This window comes from Microbacterium aurantiacum, assembly GCF_031625015.1.
In the GTDB taxonomy this organism is placed as follows: Bacteria; Actinomycetota; Actinomycetes; order Actinomycetales; family Microbacteriaceae; genus Microbacterium; species Microbacterium aurantiacum.
On sequence record NZ_JAHWXH010000001.1, the window covers coordinates 713,727 to 729,534 of the forward strand.

Below are 15,808 nucleotides of genomic sequence, written 5' to 3' on the forward strand. Positions count from 1 at the left end.
GTGACCAGGACCGCGACCCCGCCCGCGACCGGACCGGACGACCTGGACCGCCTGGCCGCGCGCCTGGACGCCGCCGACCAGCTGGCGGGGTTCCGCGACCGGTTCGTCGGGAGCGAGACGTCGCTGGTGTACTTCGACGGCAACTCCCTCGGACGCCCGCCCCGCGCGACGCTCGAGCGGTGGGAGCGGTTCGGTCTCGAGGAGTGGGGCGGACGCCTCATCCGCGGCTGGGACGAGTCGTGGATGGAGGTGCCCTTCACGATCGGCGACGAGATCGGCCGCACCGCCATCGGCGCGGCATCCGGGCAGACGGTCATCGGCGACTCCACGACGGTGCTGCTGTACAAGCTCATCCGGGCCGCGTTCGACCACCAGCACGCGATCGACCCGCGCCGCGTGGAGATCGTCGTCGACCGCGACAACTTCCCCACCGACCGCTACCTCGTCGAGGGGATCGCCGCCGAGCGGGGCGGACGCATCCGGTGGATCGACGTCGACACCGCCGCGGGCGTCGAGGCCGACCAGCTGCGCGCCGCGGTCGGACCGGAGACGGCGGTCGTGGTGCTCTCGCACGTCGCCTACCGCTCCGGCCACCTCGCCGACGTCGAGACCCTTACGCGCATCAGCCACGACGCCGGCGCCCTCGTGCTCTGGGACCTCTGCCACTCGGCGGGTTCCGTGCCGGTGGAGTGCGACGCGTGGCGGGTCGACATCGCGGTCGGCTGCACCTACAAGTACCTCAACGGTGGTCCGGGCTCGCCCGCCTTCGCCTATGTCGCCCACCGCCACCAGGCGGCACTGGCGCAGCCGATCCAGGGGTGGATGGGCGCGGCCGACGTCTTCGCGATGGGCCCCCGCTACCGCCCGGCCGACGGCATGCGCCGGTTCCTGTCGGGCACCCCGCCGATCGTCGGGATGCTGGCGATGCAGGACACCCTCGGGATGATCGCCGAGGCGGGGATCGATGAGATCCGCGCGAAGTCCATCGCGCTCACCGAGTTCGCGGTCGAGGCGACCGAGGAGCTCCTCGCGCCCCTCGGGGTCGGGATCGCCTCGCCGCGCTCCCCCGCGCTCCGCGGCGGCCACGTGACGCTCTCGCACCCCCGCATGCGCGAGGTGACCCGCCGCCTGTGGGAGCGCGACGTCATCCCGGACTATCGCGACCCCGGAGGACTCCGGATCGGGCTCTCGCCCCTGTCGACGAGCTTCGCCGAGACCCTCGACGGCATGCGCGAGATCGCACGGGCGGTGGCCGAGGTCGGCTGAGCGCGGCATCCGGTCCCCGTCCTCCTGAGACGAGGTCTCACCGCGCGGGTACACTGACGGCACGCACGAAGGAGCGCGTCATGCCGCAGGCCTCTCACCTCGCCGCCCCGTCCGCCTCAGCCACGGTGGCCGGACTCACCGACACCGAGCGGGCTACCGTCGACGCCGCCCTCGACGGCCTCCGGCGCGGGGCGCGGACCTGGCGGCACCTGACGCTCTCCCAGCGCGCACGGCTGTTCGACCGGCTGCACGACACCATCGCCGCGGGCGCGGAGGAATGGGCGGATGCCGCGTCCCGGGCGAAGGGCCTGGACCCGGGGCATCCGTCCCGCGGCGAGGAGTGGCTCTCGGGTCCGTACGCCGCGCTCGTGGCGACGGCCGCGTACGCCCGGACGCTGCGGACGCTCGCCCGCGGCGCCTCCCCCCTCGACGACGTCGCGCTCGCGTCCGCGCCGGGCGGGCGGGTCCGGGCGCACGTGTTCCCGGGCGACCTCTCGGACCGGCTCGTGCTGTCGGGGTACACCGGCGAGGTGTGGTTCACGCCCGGCACGACCGCGGCCGACGCCCGCCGGCGGGCAGGCCTCGCCCAGCGCGACCCGCAGGCTCCCGGCGGCGTGGGACTCGTCCTCGGCGCGGGCAACATCACCTCCATCCCCGTGCAGGACGTCTTCACCGAGCTCCTCGCGCACAACCGCGTCGTGCTGCTGAAGCTCAACCCCCTGCAGGATGCCCTCCTCCCGATCCTCCGTCAGGTCCTGGCGCCGCTGATCTCCGGCGGGTACCTGCGGATCGTCCGTGGCGGCGGCGCGGTCGGCGCCCACCTGACCGCCCACTCCGGCATCGACCACGTGCACATCACGGGAGCGGCCGAGACCTTCGACGCGATCGTCTGGGGTCCACCCTCGGGCGCGACCACCCGGCGACGGCGCGAGGGACGCCCGAAGCTGAAGGTCCCCATCTCCGCCGAGCTCGGCGGAGTCTCGCCGATCATCGTCGTCCCCGGCCGTTGGAGCGCCGCCGACCTCCGGTTCCAGGCCGAGCACATCGCGACGATGCGCCTGCACAACGCCGGCCACAACTGCATCGCGGGCCAGGTGGTGATCCTCAGCGCCGACTGGCCGCAGCGGAACGCGTTCCTGAAGGAGCTCCGCCGCGCCCTCGCCGCCGCCCCCGCGCGGCCGGTCTGGTATCCGAGCGGCGCCACGAGCGTGGCCGCGGCCGCGGCATCCTTCCCGCACGCCCTCCGCGTCGGGGGCGAGCGCCTGCTCGTCGAACTCCGACCGGACGACGACGCGACGCCGATGGAGCAGACGGAGTACTTCGCCCCGGTCCTCGGCGTGCAGACCCTCGCCGGAGACGGGCAGGAGTTCCTCGACCGCGCGGTCGCGTACGCGAACGACCGGCTGGCCGGGTCCCTCGGGGCGAACCTGCTGATCGATCCCGAGACGGAGCGGGCGCTGGGGAGCGGGTTCGAGGAGGCCGTCGCCGCGCTCCGCCACGGCGCGATCGCGATCAACACGTGGACCGGGTTCGTCTTCCTCACCCCGACGCTCACGTGGAACGCGTTCCCCGGCGGCACGCTCGCCGACATCGGCAGCGGCACCGGGGTCGTGCACAACGCCCTCCTCCTCGACGACGTCGAGCGCTCGATCGGGCGGGCGCCGTTCCGGCCGTTCCCGCGATCGCTGTCCGCGCTCATCCCTGGTCGGGCGGGGATCTTCTCCGTCCTGCCGAAGCCGCCGTGGTTCGTCGGCGCGCGCACCGGGGCATCCGTCAGCGCCGGCTTCACCCGGTTCCGGGCGCGCGGAGGGCTCCGCTCGATCCGCGCCGTCGGCGGGCTCGTGCCGACGTTCCTCCGGGCGCTGCGCGCATGAGCGACACGGGCCGGGGCGCCCTCGTCGCCGATGTGGTCGTCGTCGGCGCGGGCTCCGCCGGCGCCGCCCTCGCCGCCCGCCTCAGCGAGGATCCGCGACGCACCGTGCTGCTTTTCGAGGCGGGACCGGTCGACCGGGCGCCGGAACTGCACGTGCCCGCCGCGTTTTCGCGCCTGTTCCGCGGTCCCTACGACTGGTCGTACGACACCGCACCGCAGGAGCACCTCGCCGGACGGCGCGTGTACTGGCCGCGGGGCCGCACGCTCGGCGGCTCGTCCTCGCTCAACGCGATGATGTGGGTGCGCGGATTCGCCGCTGACTACGACGAGTGGGCGGATGCCGCGGGCCCCGCGTGGTCGTGGAAGCACCTGGCGCCCCTCTTCCGGCGCGTGGAGCGGACCGACGATCCGGTGGATCCGACGCAGGGCGCCGACGGGCCGCAGCACGTCGAGCACCAGCGCGACCCCCGACCGCAGACGGCGGCGTTCCTCGCCGCCGCGGTCGAAGCGGGGCATCCGGTGACGCCGGCGAACCTCCCCGCCGGGCAGGGGTTCAGCCAGACGATGGTCACGCAGCACCGCGGCGCCCGGGCCTCGACCGCCGACACGTACCTCCGCCCCGCACGCGGGCGCCCGAACCTCCGCATCGTGACCGACGCGCTCGTGACGCGCGTGCTGTTCGACGACGACGACACCGGCGGCGGTCCGCGCGCGACGGGCGTGTACGTCCGGATCGACGGGGTCACTCGTCGCGTGACCGCAAGCGAGGAGGTCGTGCTCGCCGGCGGCGCGATCAAAACGCCGCAGCTGCTGCTCCTGAGCGGCATCGGTCCCGCCGACGCGCTCGCCGGGCTCGGCATCCGCCCCGTGGTGGACGCCCCGGAGGTCGGACGCAACCTGCAGGACCACCTCGTCGCGGGGCTCGCGCCGGCCGCGCACGGCGGCACGCTGCACACCGCCACGCGCGCACGTCACCTCGCGCCGTACCTCGCGCGGCGGCGCGGGATGCTGACCTCGAACGTCGCCGAGGCGTACGGGTTCGTCCGGACCCCCGTCGCCGACGAGGTCGGGATGGCCGCGGATCTACCCGACATCGAGATCATCTTCGCGCCCGTCCCGTACGTCGGGGAGGGGCTCGTGCCGACACCCGGGGAGGGGCTCACGGTCGGAGCGATCCTGTTGCGTCCGCGGAGCCGCGGTGAGATCCGACTCGCCTCGACCGACCCGACCCGGGCGCCCGTCATCGACCCGCGGTACCTCAGCGATCCCGACGGCGTCGACGAGCGGACGATGCTCGCGGGTCTCGCCGAGTGCGAACGGCTGCTGCGGATGCCGTCGCTCCGCGCCGTCACGACCGGCGGATGGATCCAGCCCGACGGCGGCGACGCGATGACCGCGGCCGAGCGCGCCGAAGCGTCACTCCGGCACCACTCCCACACGCTCTACCACCCGGTGGGCACGGCGCGGATGGGAACGGATGCGGGATCCGTCGTCGACCCCGAACTCCGGGTGCGCGGCGTGCAGGGGCTGCGCGTCGCGGACGCCTCGGTGATGCCCGTCGTCATCCGCGGCCACACCCACGCTCCGAGCATCGTCATCGGCGAGCGCGCCGCGGACCTCCTCGCGTCGACCACCCACTGAACGCGGACTGCGCCGGGAGCCACCGTCGAAACGGCGTCTCCCGGCGCAGGATGCGTGTGTCGGGGAAGGCGCGGGGCCCGGGTCAGCGCCCGGTGCGGCGGCCCCGGCCGTTGTCGCGGACGACGGAGCCGACCATGAGCTTCCCGCCCTGGGCGCCGCCGCCGGAGGCCCGGCGTCCGGTCGAGCGGGGGTTGCCGGCGGGAGCAGCGGACCGCTCAGCGGGAGCGTGCGCGGTGCGCGTTGCACCGGACGTCTGCACGCGGTCGGAACCGCCGGCGCCCTGGGGGCGACGGCGACCGCGGGAGGCCCCGCCGGATGCCGCACCGGCACCGGATCCGGACTCGCCGCGCGCCGCGCGCTTACGCTGCGCGTTCGCGCCCTGGCTGCGTCCGCCACCCTGGGGGGCGGCGGCGACGGGCTCGGGCTTCACGTACGCGGCGACCTCGCCGACGAGCTCGGCGACGACGGCATCGGTCGCGGTGACCTGCACCGGGGCGACGCTGATCTCGGCCTTGCGCAGCAGCTGGGTGACGTCGCGACGCTGCTCGGGCAGGACGACGGTCACGACCGCGCCCTCGGCGCCGGCGCGGGCGGTGCGGCCCGAACGGTGCAAGTACGCCTTGTGCTCGGTGGGCGGGTCGACGTGGACGACGAGTTCGACGTCATCGACGTGCACGCCGCGGGCGGCGACGTCCGTCGCCACGAGGACGCGGGCGGTGCCCGACGAGAACGCGGCGAGGTTGCGGTCGCGCGCCGGCTGCGACAGGTTGCCGTGCAGGTCGACCGCCGGGATGCCCTGCGCGGTGAGCTGCTTCGCGAGCTTCTTCGCGTGGTGCTTCGTGCGGGAGAAGAGGATGCGGCGGCCCGTGCCGGAGGCGAGGGTCTGCACGAGGTCCTTCTTCGCGTCGGCGTCGGCGACGGTGAAGACGTGGTGCGTCATCGCCGCGACCGGGGAATGCGCCTCGTCGACCGAGTGCAGCACCTGGTTGCGGAGGAACCGCGCGACGAGCTTGTCGACGCCGTTGTCCAGCGTCGCGCTGAACAGCAGGCGCTGTCCCTGCGCGGGGGTCGCGGCGAGGATGCGGGTGACGACCGGCAGGAAGCCGAGGTCGGCCATGTGGTCGGCCTCGTCGATGACGGTGATCTCCACGGCGTCCAGGTGCGCGAAGCCCTGGCGCATGAGGTCTTCGAGGCGCCCGGGGCAGGCGACGACGATGTCGACGCCGGCGGCGAGGGCCTGCACCTGACGGTTCTGGTTCACACCGCCGAAGATCGTCGTGGTCACCAGGCCCGTCGCCGCGGCGAGCGGGGCGAGGACGGCGTCGATCTGGGTGGCGAGCTCGCGCGTGGGGGCCAGGACGAGGCCCAGGGGACGGCGTCCGCGACGCGCGGGGCCGGTGCGGCGCTCGGCGATGCGGGCGACGAGGGGCAGCGAGAAGGCGAGGGTCTTGCCCGAGCCCGTCTTGCCGCGGCCGAGGACGTCGCGGCCGGCGAGGGTGTCGGGGAGGGTGTCGGCCTGGATCGGGAAGGCCGTGGTCTTGCCGTCCGCCGCGAGGGCGTCGACGAGGGGCTGGGGCACGCCGAGCGCGCCGAAAGTCATTTCGGTCATGGGGATGTCTCCGGCGCGCACAGGCACCTGGGGTCGGTGGCCGGGATCGGATTTCGATCCCGGGTCGCCGCGTGAATGTCATCGGCCGACGGCAACCGCTACGGGAGAGCGGATGCGGGCGAGAGAAGCGTTCTAACGACGCAAGAAGCGCGAGAATCGCGCTGCAAGGTCTCCGACACTACCAGCACACGGCTGGACGTCGGCGGCGAGCGCCCTCGGGTGGGTGCCGATCAGTGGTGGAAGACCTCGTTGTGCAGCGACGGCATGGGGGCCTGGAGGGCGTCGAGGTAGGCGACCTCGGTGCGGATGTCGGCGAGGAGCTTGTCGGCCATGTCGTGGCTGAGATCGCGACGGACCACGATCCGCTGGACGATGATGTGCTCCGACCTCACCCCTCGGAGGTGACGGCGTCGTCCGCGAACCGGTCGGTCGCCGCCCGCAGCGCCGTGGCGATCCCGGGTTCGGATGCCGCGTGCCCGGCATCCGAAACGACGACGAAGTCGGCCTCGGGCCACGCCCGGTGGAGATCCCACGCGGTCATCATCGGGGTGCAGACGTCGTAGCGTCCCTGCACGATGACGGCCGGGATGCCGCGGAGGATCCGGGCGTTCTCGATGAGCTGCCCCTCGCGGAACCATCCCTCGTGGACGAAGTAGTGGTTCTCGATCCGCGCGAAGGCGACCGCGGTGTCGGGGTCGGTCATCGCCGCGACGAGCTCCGGGTCGGGACGGAGGGTCAGGGTCGACGCCTCCCACCGGGTCCAGGCGAGGCCCGCGGGGCGGTGGACCGCGGGGTCGGGGTCGAACAGCCGCCGGTGGTACGCCTCGATCATGCGCGAGCGCTCCAGCACCGGGATCGGCGCGATGAAGTCCGCCCAGAGGTCGGGGAACACCGCCCCGGCGCCGCCCTCGTAGAACCACTCCAGCTCGTGCCGGCGCAGCGTGAAGATCCCGCGCAGCACGATCTCGGTGACCGCCTCGGGGTGCGTCTGCGCGTACGCCAGGGCGAGGGCGCTCCCCCACGAGCCGCCGAAGACCTGCCACCGGTCGATGCCGAGGTTCCGGCGCAGCAGGTCGATGTCGGCCACGAGGTGCCACGTGGTGTTGTGGCGGAGGTCGGCATCCGGCGCGCTCGCGTGCGGCGTCGACCGCCCGCATCCGCGCTGGTCCAGAAGGATGATGCGGTACCGCTCGGGGTCGAAGAAGCGGCGGTGCCAGGGCGAGGTCCCCCCGCCGGGGCCGCCGTGGAGGAACACCACGGGCTTGCCGTCGGGATTGCCGCTCTGCTCGTAGAAGACGCGGTTGCCGTCACCGACGAGCAGCTCGCCGGTGTCGTACGGCTCGATCGGCGGGTACAGGATGCCGTCGAGGTGGGCCGTCACAGCTGGCTCCCGTCCACGGCGAAGGTGTCGCACGCCGCGGGGCCTTCGCGGTAACCGGTCTGGAACCAGCCCTGGCGCTGCTCGCTGGAGCCGTGGGTCCAGGTCTCCGGGGAGACGCGTCCGGTCGAGACCTCCTGGATGTGGTCGTCGCCGACGGTCGCCGCGGCGTTCAGGGCGTCCTGGATCTGCGCCTCGGTCGGCGCCTGGAGGAACGGGGTGCCGTTCTCGTCGACCTGCTCGCTCATCGCACCGACCCACGCACCGGCGAGGCAGTCGGCCTGGAGCTCCAGGCGGACGCCGTTGCTGGCCGGCCCGCTGTCGCCGGGCGGGTACTGCTCGAAGACACCGGTGATGTACTGCACGTGGTGGGCGTACTCGTGCGCGAGGACGTAGAGCTGCGCGAGGGGGCCGCCGGTGGCGTCGAAGCGTTCGCGCAGGAGCGAGAAGAACGTCGGATCGATGTAGACGGTCTCATCCGCGGGGCAGTAGAAGGGTCCGGTCTGGTTCGACGCGGTGCCGCAGGGCGTGGAAGTCGAACCGTCGACGATGACGGGCTGCGGCGGGCGGTAGCCACGGAGCTCGCCCTCCCAGTACTGATCGACGGCGAGCGTCGCCGCCGCCAGGCGGCAGTCGTCGCGCGCGTTGGCGTCGGCACCCGTGTCGCACTCGGCGATCTCGCTCTCGCCGCTCGCCCCCTGCCCCGCGTCGTCGGTGGGGAGGAATCCCGAGAAGTCGCCGCCGGTGAAGAGGTTGAGCAGGAGCACGGCGATCACTCCGAGGCCGGCCACGCCGCCGCCCGCGATCGCGACGCCCCGTCCCCGCCGTTTGGCGGAATGACCGCCCACGCGGGCGTTGTCGTTGAACGTCATGGGTTGACGGTACAGCCCCCCGCGTCCGCGCACGCTCACCCGCCCGTGCGCACGCGGGTGAGTAGGCTCGCACCATGGTGCGCGATGCGACGACGATCACTCTCACCGGCGCCGGAGGGCAGATCGGGTACGCCCTGCTGTTCCGCATCGCCGCGGGCGAGATGCTCGGCACCGACCGCCCGGTGCGTCTGCGTCTGCTCGAGATCCCCCAGGGCCTCCGCGCGGCCGAAGGCGCAGCCCTCGAGCTGCAGGACGGCGCCTTCCCTCTCCTTAAGGACGTCGAGGTCACCGACGACGCGCGGGTCGGGTTCGACGGCGCCGACATCGCCCTCCTCGTCGGCGCCCGCCCCCGCGGACCGGGCATGGAGCGCGCCGACCTCCTCGCCGCGAACGCCGGCATCTTCGGGCCGCAGGGGCGAGCGATCGCCGAGGCCGCCGCCCCCGGCATCCGTGCGGTCGTGGTCGGGAATCCCGCCAACACCAACGCCCTCCTCGCCGCCGCGGCGGCGGCGCCCGAGATCCCGACCGAGCGCTTCTCCGCGCTCACGCGACTCGACCACAACCGCGCGGTGGCGCAGATCGCCGGCGTCCTCGATGTCTCCCCCGCCGCGGTCGACGGACTGATCGTCTGGGGGAATCACTCTGCGACCCAGTTCCCGGATGTCGCCCACGCGCGCGTGCGGATGCCGGACGGCGAGCGCCCGGTCCTCGACGCCCTCGCCGAGCGGTTCGGCGGCGTGGACGCGGCGCACACGTGGCTGGATGAGACCTTCCTCCCGCGCGTCGCCCGCCGGGGTGCGGAGATCATCGAGGTCCGCGGCTCGTCGTCCGTCGCCTCCGCGGCGCACGCGGTGATCCAGCATGTGCGGGACGAGCAGCTGGGCACCGACGGCCGCCGGACCTCGGCGGCGATCGTGTCGCACGGCGAGTACGGCATCCCGGAAGGCCTGGTCTGTTCGATGCCGGTCGTGTCTCCCGGTGTGTCCGGGTCGGACGGTGGCTATCGCGCCGTGGAGGGTCTCGCCCTCGACGACCGCGGACGATCGCTGCTGCAGACCTCCGTCGACGAGCTGGTCGCCGAGCGCGCCGCGGTCCGCGACCTCGGGGGGCGGTAGATGGGGCCGACCGAGATCGTCCTGGCGGCGATCCTCGGCGTCCTCGTCATCACCCTCGCCACGGCCCTCGCGCCCCGGCTCGGCATCGCGGGGCCCCTCGCGCTCGTGATCATCGGGATCGGAGTGAGCCTCCTCCCGTTCGTCCCGCCGATCGAGGTCGACCCGGAACTGATTCTCGTCGGCGTCCTCCCACCCCTGCTGTATTCGGCGGCGGTGTCGATGCCGGCGATCGAGTTCCGCCGGGATTTCCGGCCCATCGCCGGCCTCTCGGTCCTGCTCGTGGTCGTCAGCGCCGTGGTCCTCGCCCTCTTCTTCCAGGCCGTCATCCCGAGTCTGGACTTCTTCCTGGCCCTCGCCCTCGGGGCGATCCTCAGCCCCACGGATGCCGTGGCGACCTCGATCGTCAAGCGCCTGGGCATCTCGCGGCGCGTCGTGACGCTGCTCGAGGGCGAGAGCCTCCTGAACGACGCGACGTCCCTCGTGATCCTCCGCACGGCGGTCGCTGCCGCCGCGATCGGTGCGAGCGCGACGACGACAGTGGAGGCTCCGGACTTCGTCGGGTCGTTCCTGTGGGGCGTCCTCGTCGCCCTCGTCGTCGGCGGGATCATCGGGTGGCTGAACCTGCGCCTGCGGAACGCGCTTTCGCACTCGGCGGCCGGCACCGCGATCGGCTTCATCGTCCCGTTCGCCGCCTACCTCCCCACCGAAGAGCTCGGCGGTTCGGGACTCGTCGCCGCCGTCGTCGCCGGCATCGTCACCGGGCAGGGGTCGGCCCGGTGGTTCACTCCGGAGCAGCGGCTGTCGAACGAGCTGAACTGGCGGACGATCGAGCTCGTGCTCGAGGGCGCGGTGTTCCTCCTGATGGGACTGGAACTGAAGGAGATCCTTCTCGACCTCCGCGAATCGCCGCAGGGAATCGGCCAGGGGGTCGGCCTCGCCGCGGTCGCGCTCGTGATCATCCTCGCCGTCCGGAGCGTCTACGTCGCCTTCCTCCTCTGGCTCCAGGGCCGGCGGGCGCGTCGACGCGGTCGGCGACGGGAACGTCTGGACGACGCCCAGCAGCGCCTGGACGCCGCCGCCGAACGACCACCGCGGCTCAGCCGCACCGACCCCGAGGTCCGTCAGTCCCGGATCGCAGCGGCCCGCGCGCGCGTGTCGCGCATGATGGCGGACCTGGACTACTACCAGGCGACGCCTCTCGGCTGGAAGCACGGCACAATCATCGTCTGGGCGGGGATGCGCGGCGTCGTCACCCTCGCCGCCGCCCAGACGCTTCCCCGCGACAGTCCCGACCGCGCACTGCTCGTCTTCGTCGCCTTCGCCGTGGCGGTCGGAAGCCTCATGCTGCAGGGCTTCACCCTCCGGGCGCTGGTGCGGATGCTGCGGCTGGACGATTCCGCCCAGGATGCGATCACACGCGAGGAGCAGACCCGGATCGACGACGCGCTGCGCCGGGCCGCGGCATCCGCTCTCGAGGAGCCGGGACTCCGCCGTCGCGACGGTTCCCCGTTCCCGGAGCACCTCGTCGAACGCGTCGGCCGGCGCCTCACCGAACCGCCGGACGACGACACCACCAGCCTCGCCCGCGATCTGCTCGAGCTGCGGATGGCGCTGATCGACGCGATGCGCGCGCGGCTGGAGGAGCTGTCGCACGGCGGCGAATACAGCACCGCCGCTCTCCGCCACGCCCTCGCCGAGCTCGATGCCGACGAGCTCAGCCTGCAGCTGCGGCTCGACGGCGAGTGAGACCGCGCCGAGGTGCGATCTGCACGGATCCGGGAGAGAATGGGCGTTCACGTGAAAGGGCTCCCATGAGTGAGATCGGTGAGGCTCCGTCGACGGGGACGGATGCCGCGGTGGACGTCGCCGAGGAGGCCTCCGTGGATGTCTCGGTGCACCGACAGCGCGCGGCCGACGACGCCGTGACCGCGGACACGAGTCCGCTGCACCTCCCGCACCCCGCGGCCGAGTGCCCGAAGTGCTTCACCGAGCTGCAGCAGGATCGGCACTGGTGGCGCGCACGCCCGGCCGGTTCGCGCCTCGTCGGACTCGTGATCTCACGCGATGACATGCCCTCGGTGGTCGCGCAGCGCGATGCGCTGACACGGTTCGGCGTCCCGATCGAGGGGTTCCGGCATCCGTCTCCCGAGATCCTGGAGAGCTGGGAGGAGCGGCTCGTGCGCCTGTTCGGCACGCTGCAGCGCGGTGACGTGCTGGTCGTGGCGAACGTGCACGCCCTCGGCCGCGACATCGACGAGGAGACCCGGACGGTCGCCGAGCTCCATCGCCGCGGCGTCGTCGTGAAGGTCCTCGAGCCGGGCGGTCGGCACCTCTTCGACACCGGGCGCTGAGGGGATCTTTCAGACGCCGACGTACGCCGCGAGGTGCTCGCCCGTGAGCGTCGAGCGCGCCGCGACCAGGGCGGACGGAGTCCCCTCGAACACGATGCGCCCGCCGTCGTGGCCCGCTCCGGGGCCCAGGTCGATGATCCAGTCGGCGTGGGCCATCACGGCCTGGTGGTGCTCGATGACGATGACGCTGTTGCCCGCGTCGACGAGGCGATCCAGCAGCCCGAGCATCGCCTGCACGTCGGCGAGGTGCAGGCCCGTCGTCGGTTCGTCGAGGACGTAGATCACGCCCTTCTTCGCCATCGAGATCGCCAGCTTCAGACGCTGCCGCTCGCCGCCCGAGAGCGTCGTGAGCGCCTGGCCGAGCGTGATGTAGCCGAGCCCGACGTCGATCATGCGGATGAGAGTGGTGTGGACCGCCCCGGTGGGGAAGAAGTCCGCGGCCTCGGCCGCCGACATCGCCAGCACCTCGGCGATGTTCTTCCCGTTGAGGCGGAACTCCAGCACGGTGTCGCTGAACCCGCTGCCGTCGCAGACCTCGCAGAGGGTCTCGACCGTCTGGGTGAAACCGAGGGTGGTGATGATCACGCCGAGGCCGCGGCACGCGATGCACGCACCCTCGGAGTTAGCGCTGAAGATGCCCGGCTTCACGCCGTTCGCCTTGGCGAAGGCGGAGCGCACGGCATCCATGAGCCCGGTGTAGGTCGCGGGGCTGGAGCGCCGGTTGCCCTTGATCGGGGCCTGGTCGACGACGACCACCCCGTCGCGGTCGGGCAGGCTGCCGTGGATGAGCGAGGACTTCCCCGACCCCGCGACCCCCGTGACGACGGTGAGGATACCGAGCGGGATGTCGACGTCCACGCCCCGGAGGTTGTGGCGCGTGGCCCCGCGGATCTCGATCGCGCCGGAGGGGGTTCGGACGGTGTCCTTCACCCGGGCACGGTCGTCGAGGTGGCGCCCCGTGACCGTCCCCGAGACGCGCAGGCCCGCCACATCGCCGACGTACTGGATCTCGCCGCCCGCGCGCCCGGCGCCCGGGCCGAGGTCGACGATGTGATCGGCGATCTCGATGACCTCGGGCTTGTGCTCGACGACCAGCACCGTGTTGCCCTTGTCGCGCAGCTGCCGGAGCAGCCGGTTCATACGGGCGATGTCGTGCGGGTGCAGGCCCGCGGTGGGCTCGTCGAAGACGTAGGTGACGTCGGTGAGGGCCGAGCCCAGGTGCCGGATCATCTTCGTCCGCTGCGACTCCCCTCCCGAGAGCGTCCCCGCCGACCGGTCGAGCGAGAGGTACCCGAGACCGATGTCGATGAACGACGCGATGGTGCGCCGGAGGGTCGCCAGCAGGGGTGCCACGGCAGGGTCGGCGATGGTGTCGAGCCACGTGGCGAGGTCGGTGATCTGCATGGCGGCGGCATCGGCGATGTTGACGTCGCCGATCTTCGAGGAGCGCGCCCCGTCGTTGAGGCGGGTGCCGCCGCAGTCGGGACACGGCTGGAACTTAACGGCGCGGTCGACGAACGCGCGGATGTGCGGCTGCAACGCCTCCCGGTCCTTCTGCAGCATGCTCTTGGTGATCTTCGGGACGATGCCCTCGTAGGTCATCGACATGTTCTGCACCTTGACCTTCACCGGCTCCTTGTAGAAGAAGTCGTGGTGCTCGCTCTCGGTGAAGTCCTTCACGGGCTTGTGGGGATCGATGAAGCCGGATTCGGTGAAGATGCGTACGAGCCACCCGTCGACGCTGTAGCCGGGGATCGTGATCGCACCGTCGGCGAGCGACTTCTCGCGGTCGACCAGCTCGTCGAGGTCGATGTCGCTGACCTCGCCGAGACCTTCGCAGCGCGGGCACATCCCCCCGGTGATCTCGAACGACCGGCGTTCCTTGACGGTCTCCCCGTTCTTCTCGCGCGTCATCGCGCCGGCACCGGAGACGGAGGGGATGTTGAACGAGAAGGCCTGCGGCGATCCGACGTGCGGCTGCCCGAGGCGGCTGAACAGCATCCGGAGCATCGCGTGGGCATCGGTCGCGGTGCCCACGGTCGACCGGGCGTTCGCCCCCATGCGCTCCTGGTCGACGATGATCGCGGGGCTCACGTTCTCGAGACCGTCGACGTCGGGCCGGTTGAGCTGCGCCATGAACTGCTGGACGAAGGTCGGGTAGGTCTCGTTGATGAGGCGCTGGGACTCGCTCGCGATCGTGCCGAAGACGAGCGAGGACTTCCCCGACCCGCTGACTCCGGTGAACACCGTCAGCCGGCGTTTGGGGATCTCCACGTCGACGTTCTTCAGGTTGTTCTCGCGCGCCCCGATGACGCGGATCACGTCGTGCGCGTCGGCGATGTGCGTTCCGGTGTAGTCACTCATCGTGGGTCCCTCCGTCGATCGTCGACCGGCCCGGCCGCGGCGTCTAGGGGATGGCGAAGACGACCTCCGCGCCCGAGGGTACCGCCGCGGTGACGATCCGGGTATCGAACGTCGCGAGCCTCGCCTCGTACGACGCGGCCAGGTGCAGCAGATAGGTGTCGGTGACCTGCGAGCTCGCCAGCAGGCGCTCGGTGTGCACCGATGCGTCCAGCAGACTGACCGAGTCGGGGAGGAACTCGTGATCCGGCTGCGCGGCGAGGCTCGCGAGGCTCGCGATCACCGTGGGCGCGGGCTGGGTGTTCGGGTACTTCGGGTGGCTGACGACGCGGACGACACCATTCTGCACCGTCGGGCTGGTGCACCACGGCGCGTCGCGGGTGGCGAACCACGCGTGCGCTCGTTCGTGATGAACGTGCAGGGGATCGATCAGGGCGATGACGACGTTGACGTCGAGCAGATGACGCGTCACGCGAGGTCGTCTCGGAGGGCGTTGACGTCGTCGAGGCCGGCGCTCCCCGACGAGGCCTGGGTGGGCAGGAGCACGACGCCGTTGCGCGTACCGAATCGGCGCCGCTCGGTGAGCGTCGCGCGGGCGAGCTGCGAGATGGCTTCGCCGAGGGTGATGCCGCGGACGTCGGCGAACTGCTTCGCGGCGGCGAGGACGTCGTCATCGATCGTGAGGGTCGTGCGCATGCATCAAGCATCATGCATCACGCATCACTCGTCAACGGCTCGCCAGCACGCGACGACGTGGTCGTCGACCATGGCCGCCGACTGCATGAGGGCGTACATGGTCGTGGGCCCCACGAAGCGGAAGCCGCGTCTGCGGAGGGCCTTGCTCATCGCCTCGGACTCCGCCGTCACCGCCGGCACGTCCGCGAGGGTCGTCGGGCGCACCCCGGATGCCGGGGCGAACGACCACAGCAGGGCCTCGAACTCCCCCGGTTCCATCTGCGCGACCAGGCCCGCGTTGGAGATCGTGGCGAGGATCTTCGCGCGGTTGCGGATGATGCCGGCATCCGTCATCAGGCGCTCGACGTCCGCCTCGTCGAACGCCGCGACGACCTCCGGTTCGAACCCGACGAAGACCTCGCGGAAACGCGGACGCTTGCGGAGGATGGTGATCCAGGACAGGCCCGCTTGGAAGCCCTCGAGGCTCACCTTCTCGAACAGCGCGCGGTCGCCGCGGAGCGGGCGCCCCCACTCCTCGTCGTGGTAGCGCGCGTACTCGGCATCCGCCCCCACCCACGCGCACCGGCTGCGTCCGTCGTCGCCGACCACGACATCCCCGATCATCGCGCCAGCATAGGAGCAGCCACCGACACGCGCACGCGGATGA

Annotated in this window: 14 protein-coding genes; 6 read left to right on the forward strand and 8 right to left on the reverse strand. The window is 72.2% G+C overall.

Annotated features, from left to right (window positions below; all coding sequences use genetic code 11):
- The 3 genes from KZC50_RS03355 (at nucleotide 1) to KZC50_RS03365 (ending at nucleotide 4,780) form a co-directional block, all read left to right on the forward strand.
- Nucleotides 1–1,266, forward strand: a complete 1,266-nt coding sequence (locus KZC50_RS03355) for a kynureninase (protein ID WP_375294563.1) — start codon at nucleotides 1–3, stop codon at nucleotides 1,264–1,266.
- Between the two features lie 80 nt (nucleotides 1,267–1,346).
- Nucleotides 1,347–3,140 (forward strand): aldehyde dehydrogenase family protein, encoded by a 1,794-nt coding sequence (locus KZC50_RS03360; protein ID WP_310890612.1) that lies wholly within the window; start codon nucleotides 1,347–1,349, stop codon nucleotides 3,138–3,140.
- Nucleotides 3,137–4,780 (forward strand): GMC family oxidoreductase, encoded by a 1,644-nt coding sequence (locus tag KZC50_RS03365; protein WP_310890613.1) that lies wholly within the window; start codon nucleotides 3,137–3,139, stop codon nucleotides 4,778–4,780. Before KZC50_RS03360 ends, KZC50_RS03365 begins: the two co-directional genes overlap by 4 nt.
- Before the next feature lie 82 nt (nucleotides 4,781–4,862).
- Here the strand turns inward: KZC50_RS03365 and KZC50_RS03370 are convergent, their stop codons facing one another.
- From KZC50_RS03370 to ypfJ, 4 genes are all read right to left on the reverse strand, one after another.
- Nucleotides 4,863–6,389, reverse strand: coding sequence for a DEAD/DEAH box helicase (locus KZC50_RS03370; protein ID WP_310890614.1), 1,527 nt, complete (start codon nucleotides 6,387–6,389; stop codon nucleotides 4,863–4,865).
- A gap of 230 nt (nucleotides 6,390–6,619) precedes the next feature.
- Nucleotides 6,620–6,781 (reverse strand): hypothetical protein, encoded by a 162-nt coding sequence (locus KZC50_RS03375; protein WP_156305094.1) that lies wholly within the window; start codon nucleotides 6,779–6,781, stop codon nucleotides 6,620–6,622.
- Complete coding sequence (gene pip / locus KZC50_RS03380; RefSeq protein ID WP_236967817.1) at nucleotides 6,778–7,770, reverse strand: prolyl aminopeptidase; 993 nt, start codon at nucleotides 7,768–7,770, stop codon at nucleotides 6,778–6,780. Before pip ends, KZC50_RS03375 begins: the two co-directional genes overlap by 4 nt.
- Nucleotides 7,767–8,639, reverse strand: a complete 873-nt coding sequence (gene ypfJ / locus KZC50_RS03385) for a KPN_02809 family neutral zinc metallopeptidase (RefSeq protein ID WP_310890615.1) — start codon at nucleotides 8,637–8,639, stop codon at nucleotides 7,767–7,769. The genes pip and ypfJ overlap by 4 nt, the downstream gene beginning before the upstream one ends.
- 74 nt (nucleotides 8,640–8,713) lie before the next feature.
- Between ypfJ and KZC50_RS03390 the strand changes: the two genes are divergently transcribed.
- The 3 genes from KZC50_RS03390 (at nucleotide 8,714) to KZC50_RS03400 (ending at nucleotide 12,105) form a co-directional block, all read left to right on the forward strand.
- On the forward strand, nucleotides 8,714–9,754 hold the full coding sequence (locus KZC50_RS03390) for a malate dehydrogenase (protein ID WP_310890616.1): 1,041 nt from the start codon (nucleotides 8,714–8,716) through the stop codon (nucleotides 9,752–9,754).
- The gene (locus KZC50_RS03395) at nucleotides 9,755–11,500 is read left to right on the forward strand and encodes a cation:proton antiporter (protein WP_310890617.1); all 1,746 of its coding nucleotides are present in this window, start codon (nucleotides 9,755–9,757) and stop codon (nucleotides 11,498–11,500) included.
- A 65-nt stretch (nucleotides 11,501–11,565) separates the two neighbouring features.
- Nucleotides 11,566–12,105, forward strand: a complete 540-nt coding sequence (locus tag KZC50_RS03400) for a recombinase family protein (RefSeq protein WP_310890618.1) — start codon at nucleotides 11,566–11,568, stop codon at nucleotides 12,103–12,105.
- Nucleotides 12,106–12,114: 9 nt separating this feature from the next.
- Here the strand turns inward: KZC50_RS03400 and KZC50_RS03405 are convergent, their stop codons facing one another.
- The 4 genes from KZC50_RS03405 to KZC50_RS03420 are packed head-to-tail and all read right to left on the reverse strand — an operon-like array spanning nucleotide 12,115 to nucleotide 15,765.
- Entirely contained in the window at nucleotides 12,115–14,469 is a 2,355-nt protein-coding gene (locus tag KZC50_RS03405; protein WP_310890619.1) for an ATP-binding cassette domain-containing protein, read from the reverse strand.
- 43 nt (nucleotides 14,470–14,512) lie between these two features.
- Nucleotides 14,513–14,938, reverse strand: coding sequence for a TA system VapC family ribonuclease toxin (locus KZC50_RS03410; protein WP_053546558.1), 426 nt, complete (start codon nucleotides 14,936–14,938; stop codon nucleotides 14,513–14,515).
- Complete coding sequence (locus KZC50_RS03415) at nucleotides 14,935–15,162, reverse strand: hypothetical protein (protein ID WP_053546559.1); 228 nt, start codon at nucleotides 15,160–15,162, stop codon at nucleotides 14,935–14,937. Before KZC50_RS03415 ends, KZC50_RS03410 begins: the two co-directional genes overlap by 4 nt.
- A 24-nt stretch (nucleotides 15,163–15,186) precedes the next feature.
- The gene (locus tag KZC50_RS03420) at nucleotides 15,187–15,765 is read right to left on the reverse strand and encodes a DNA-3-methyladenine glycosylase I (protein WP_310890620.1); all 579 of its coding nucleotides are present in this window, start codon (nucleotides 15,763–15,765) and stop codon (nucleotides 15,187–15,189) included.
- Nucleotides 15,766–15,808: the final 43 nt, after the last annotated feature.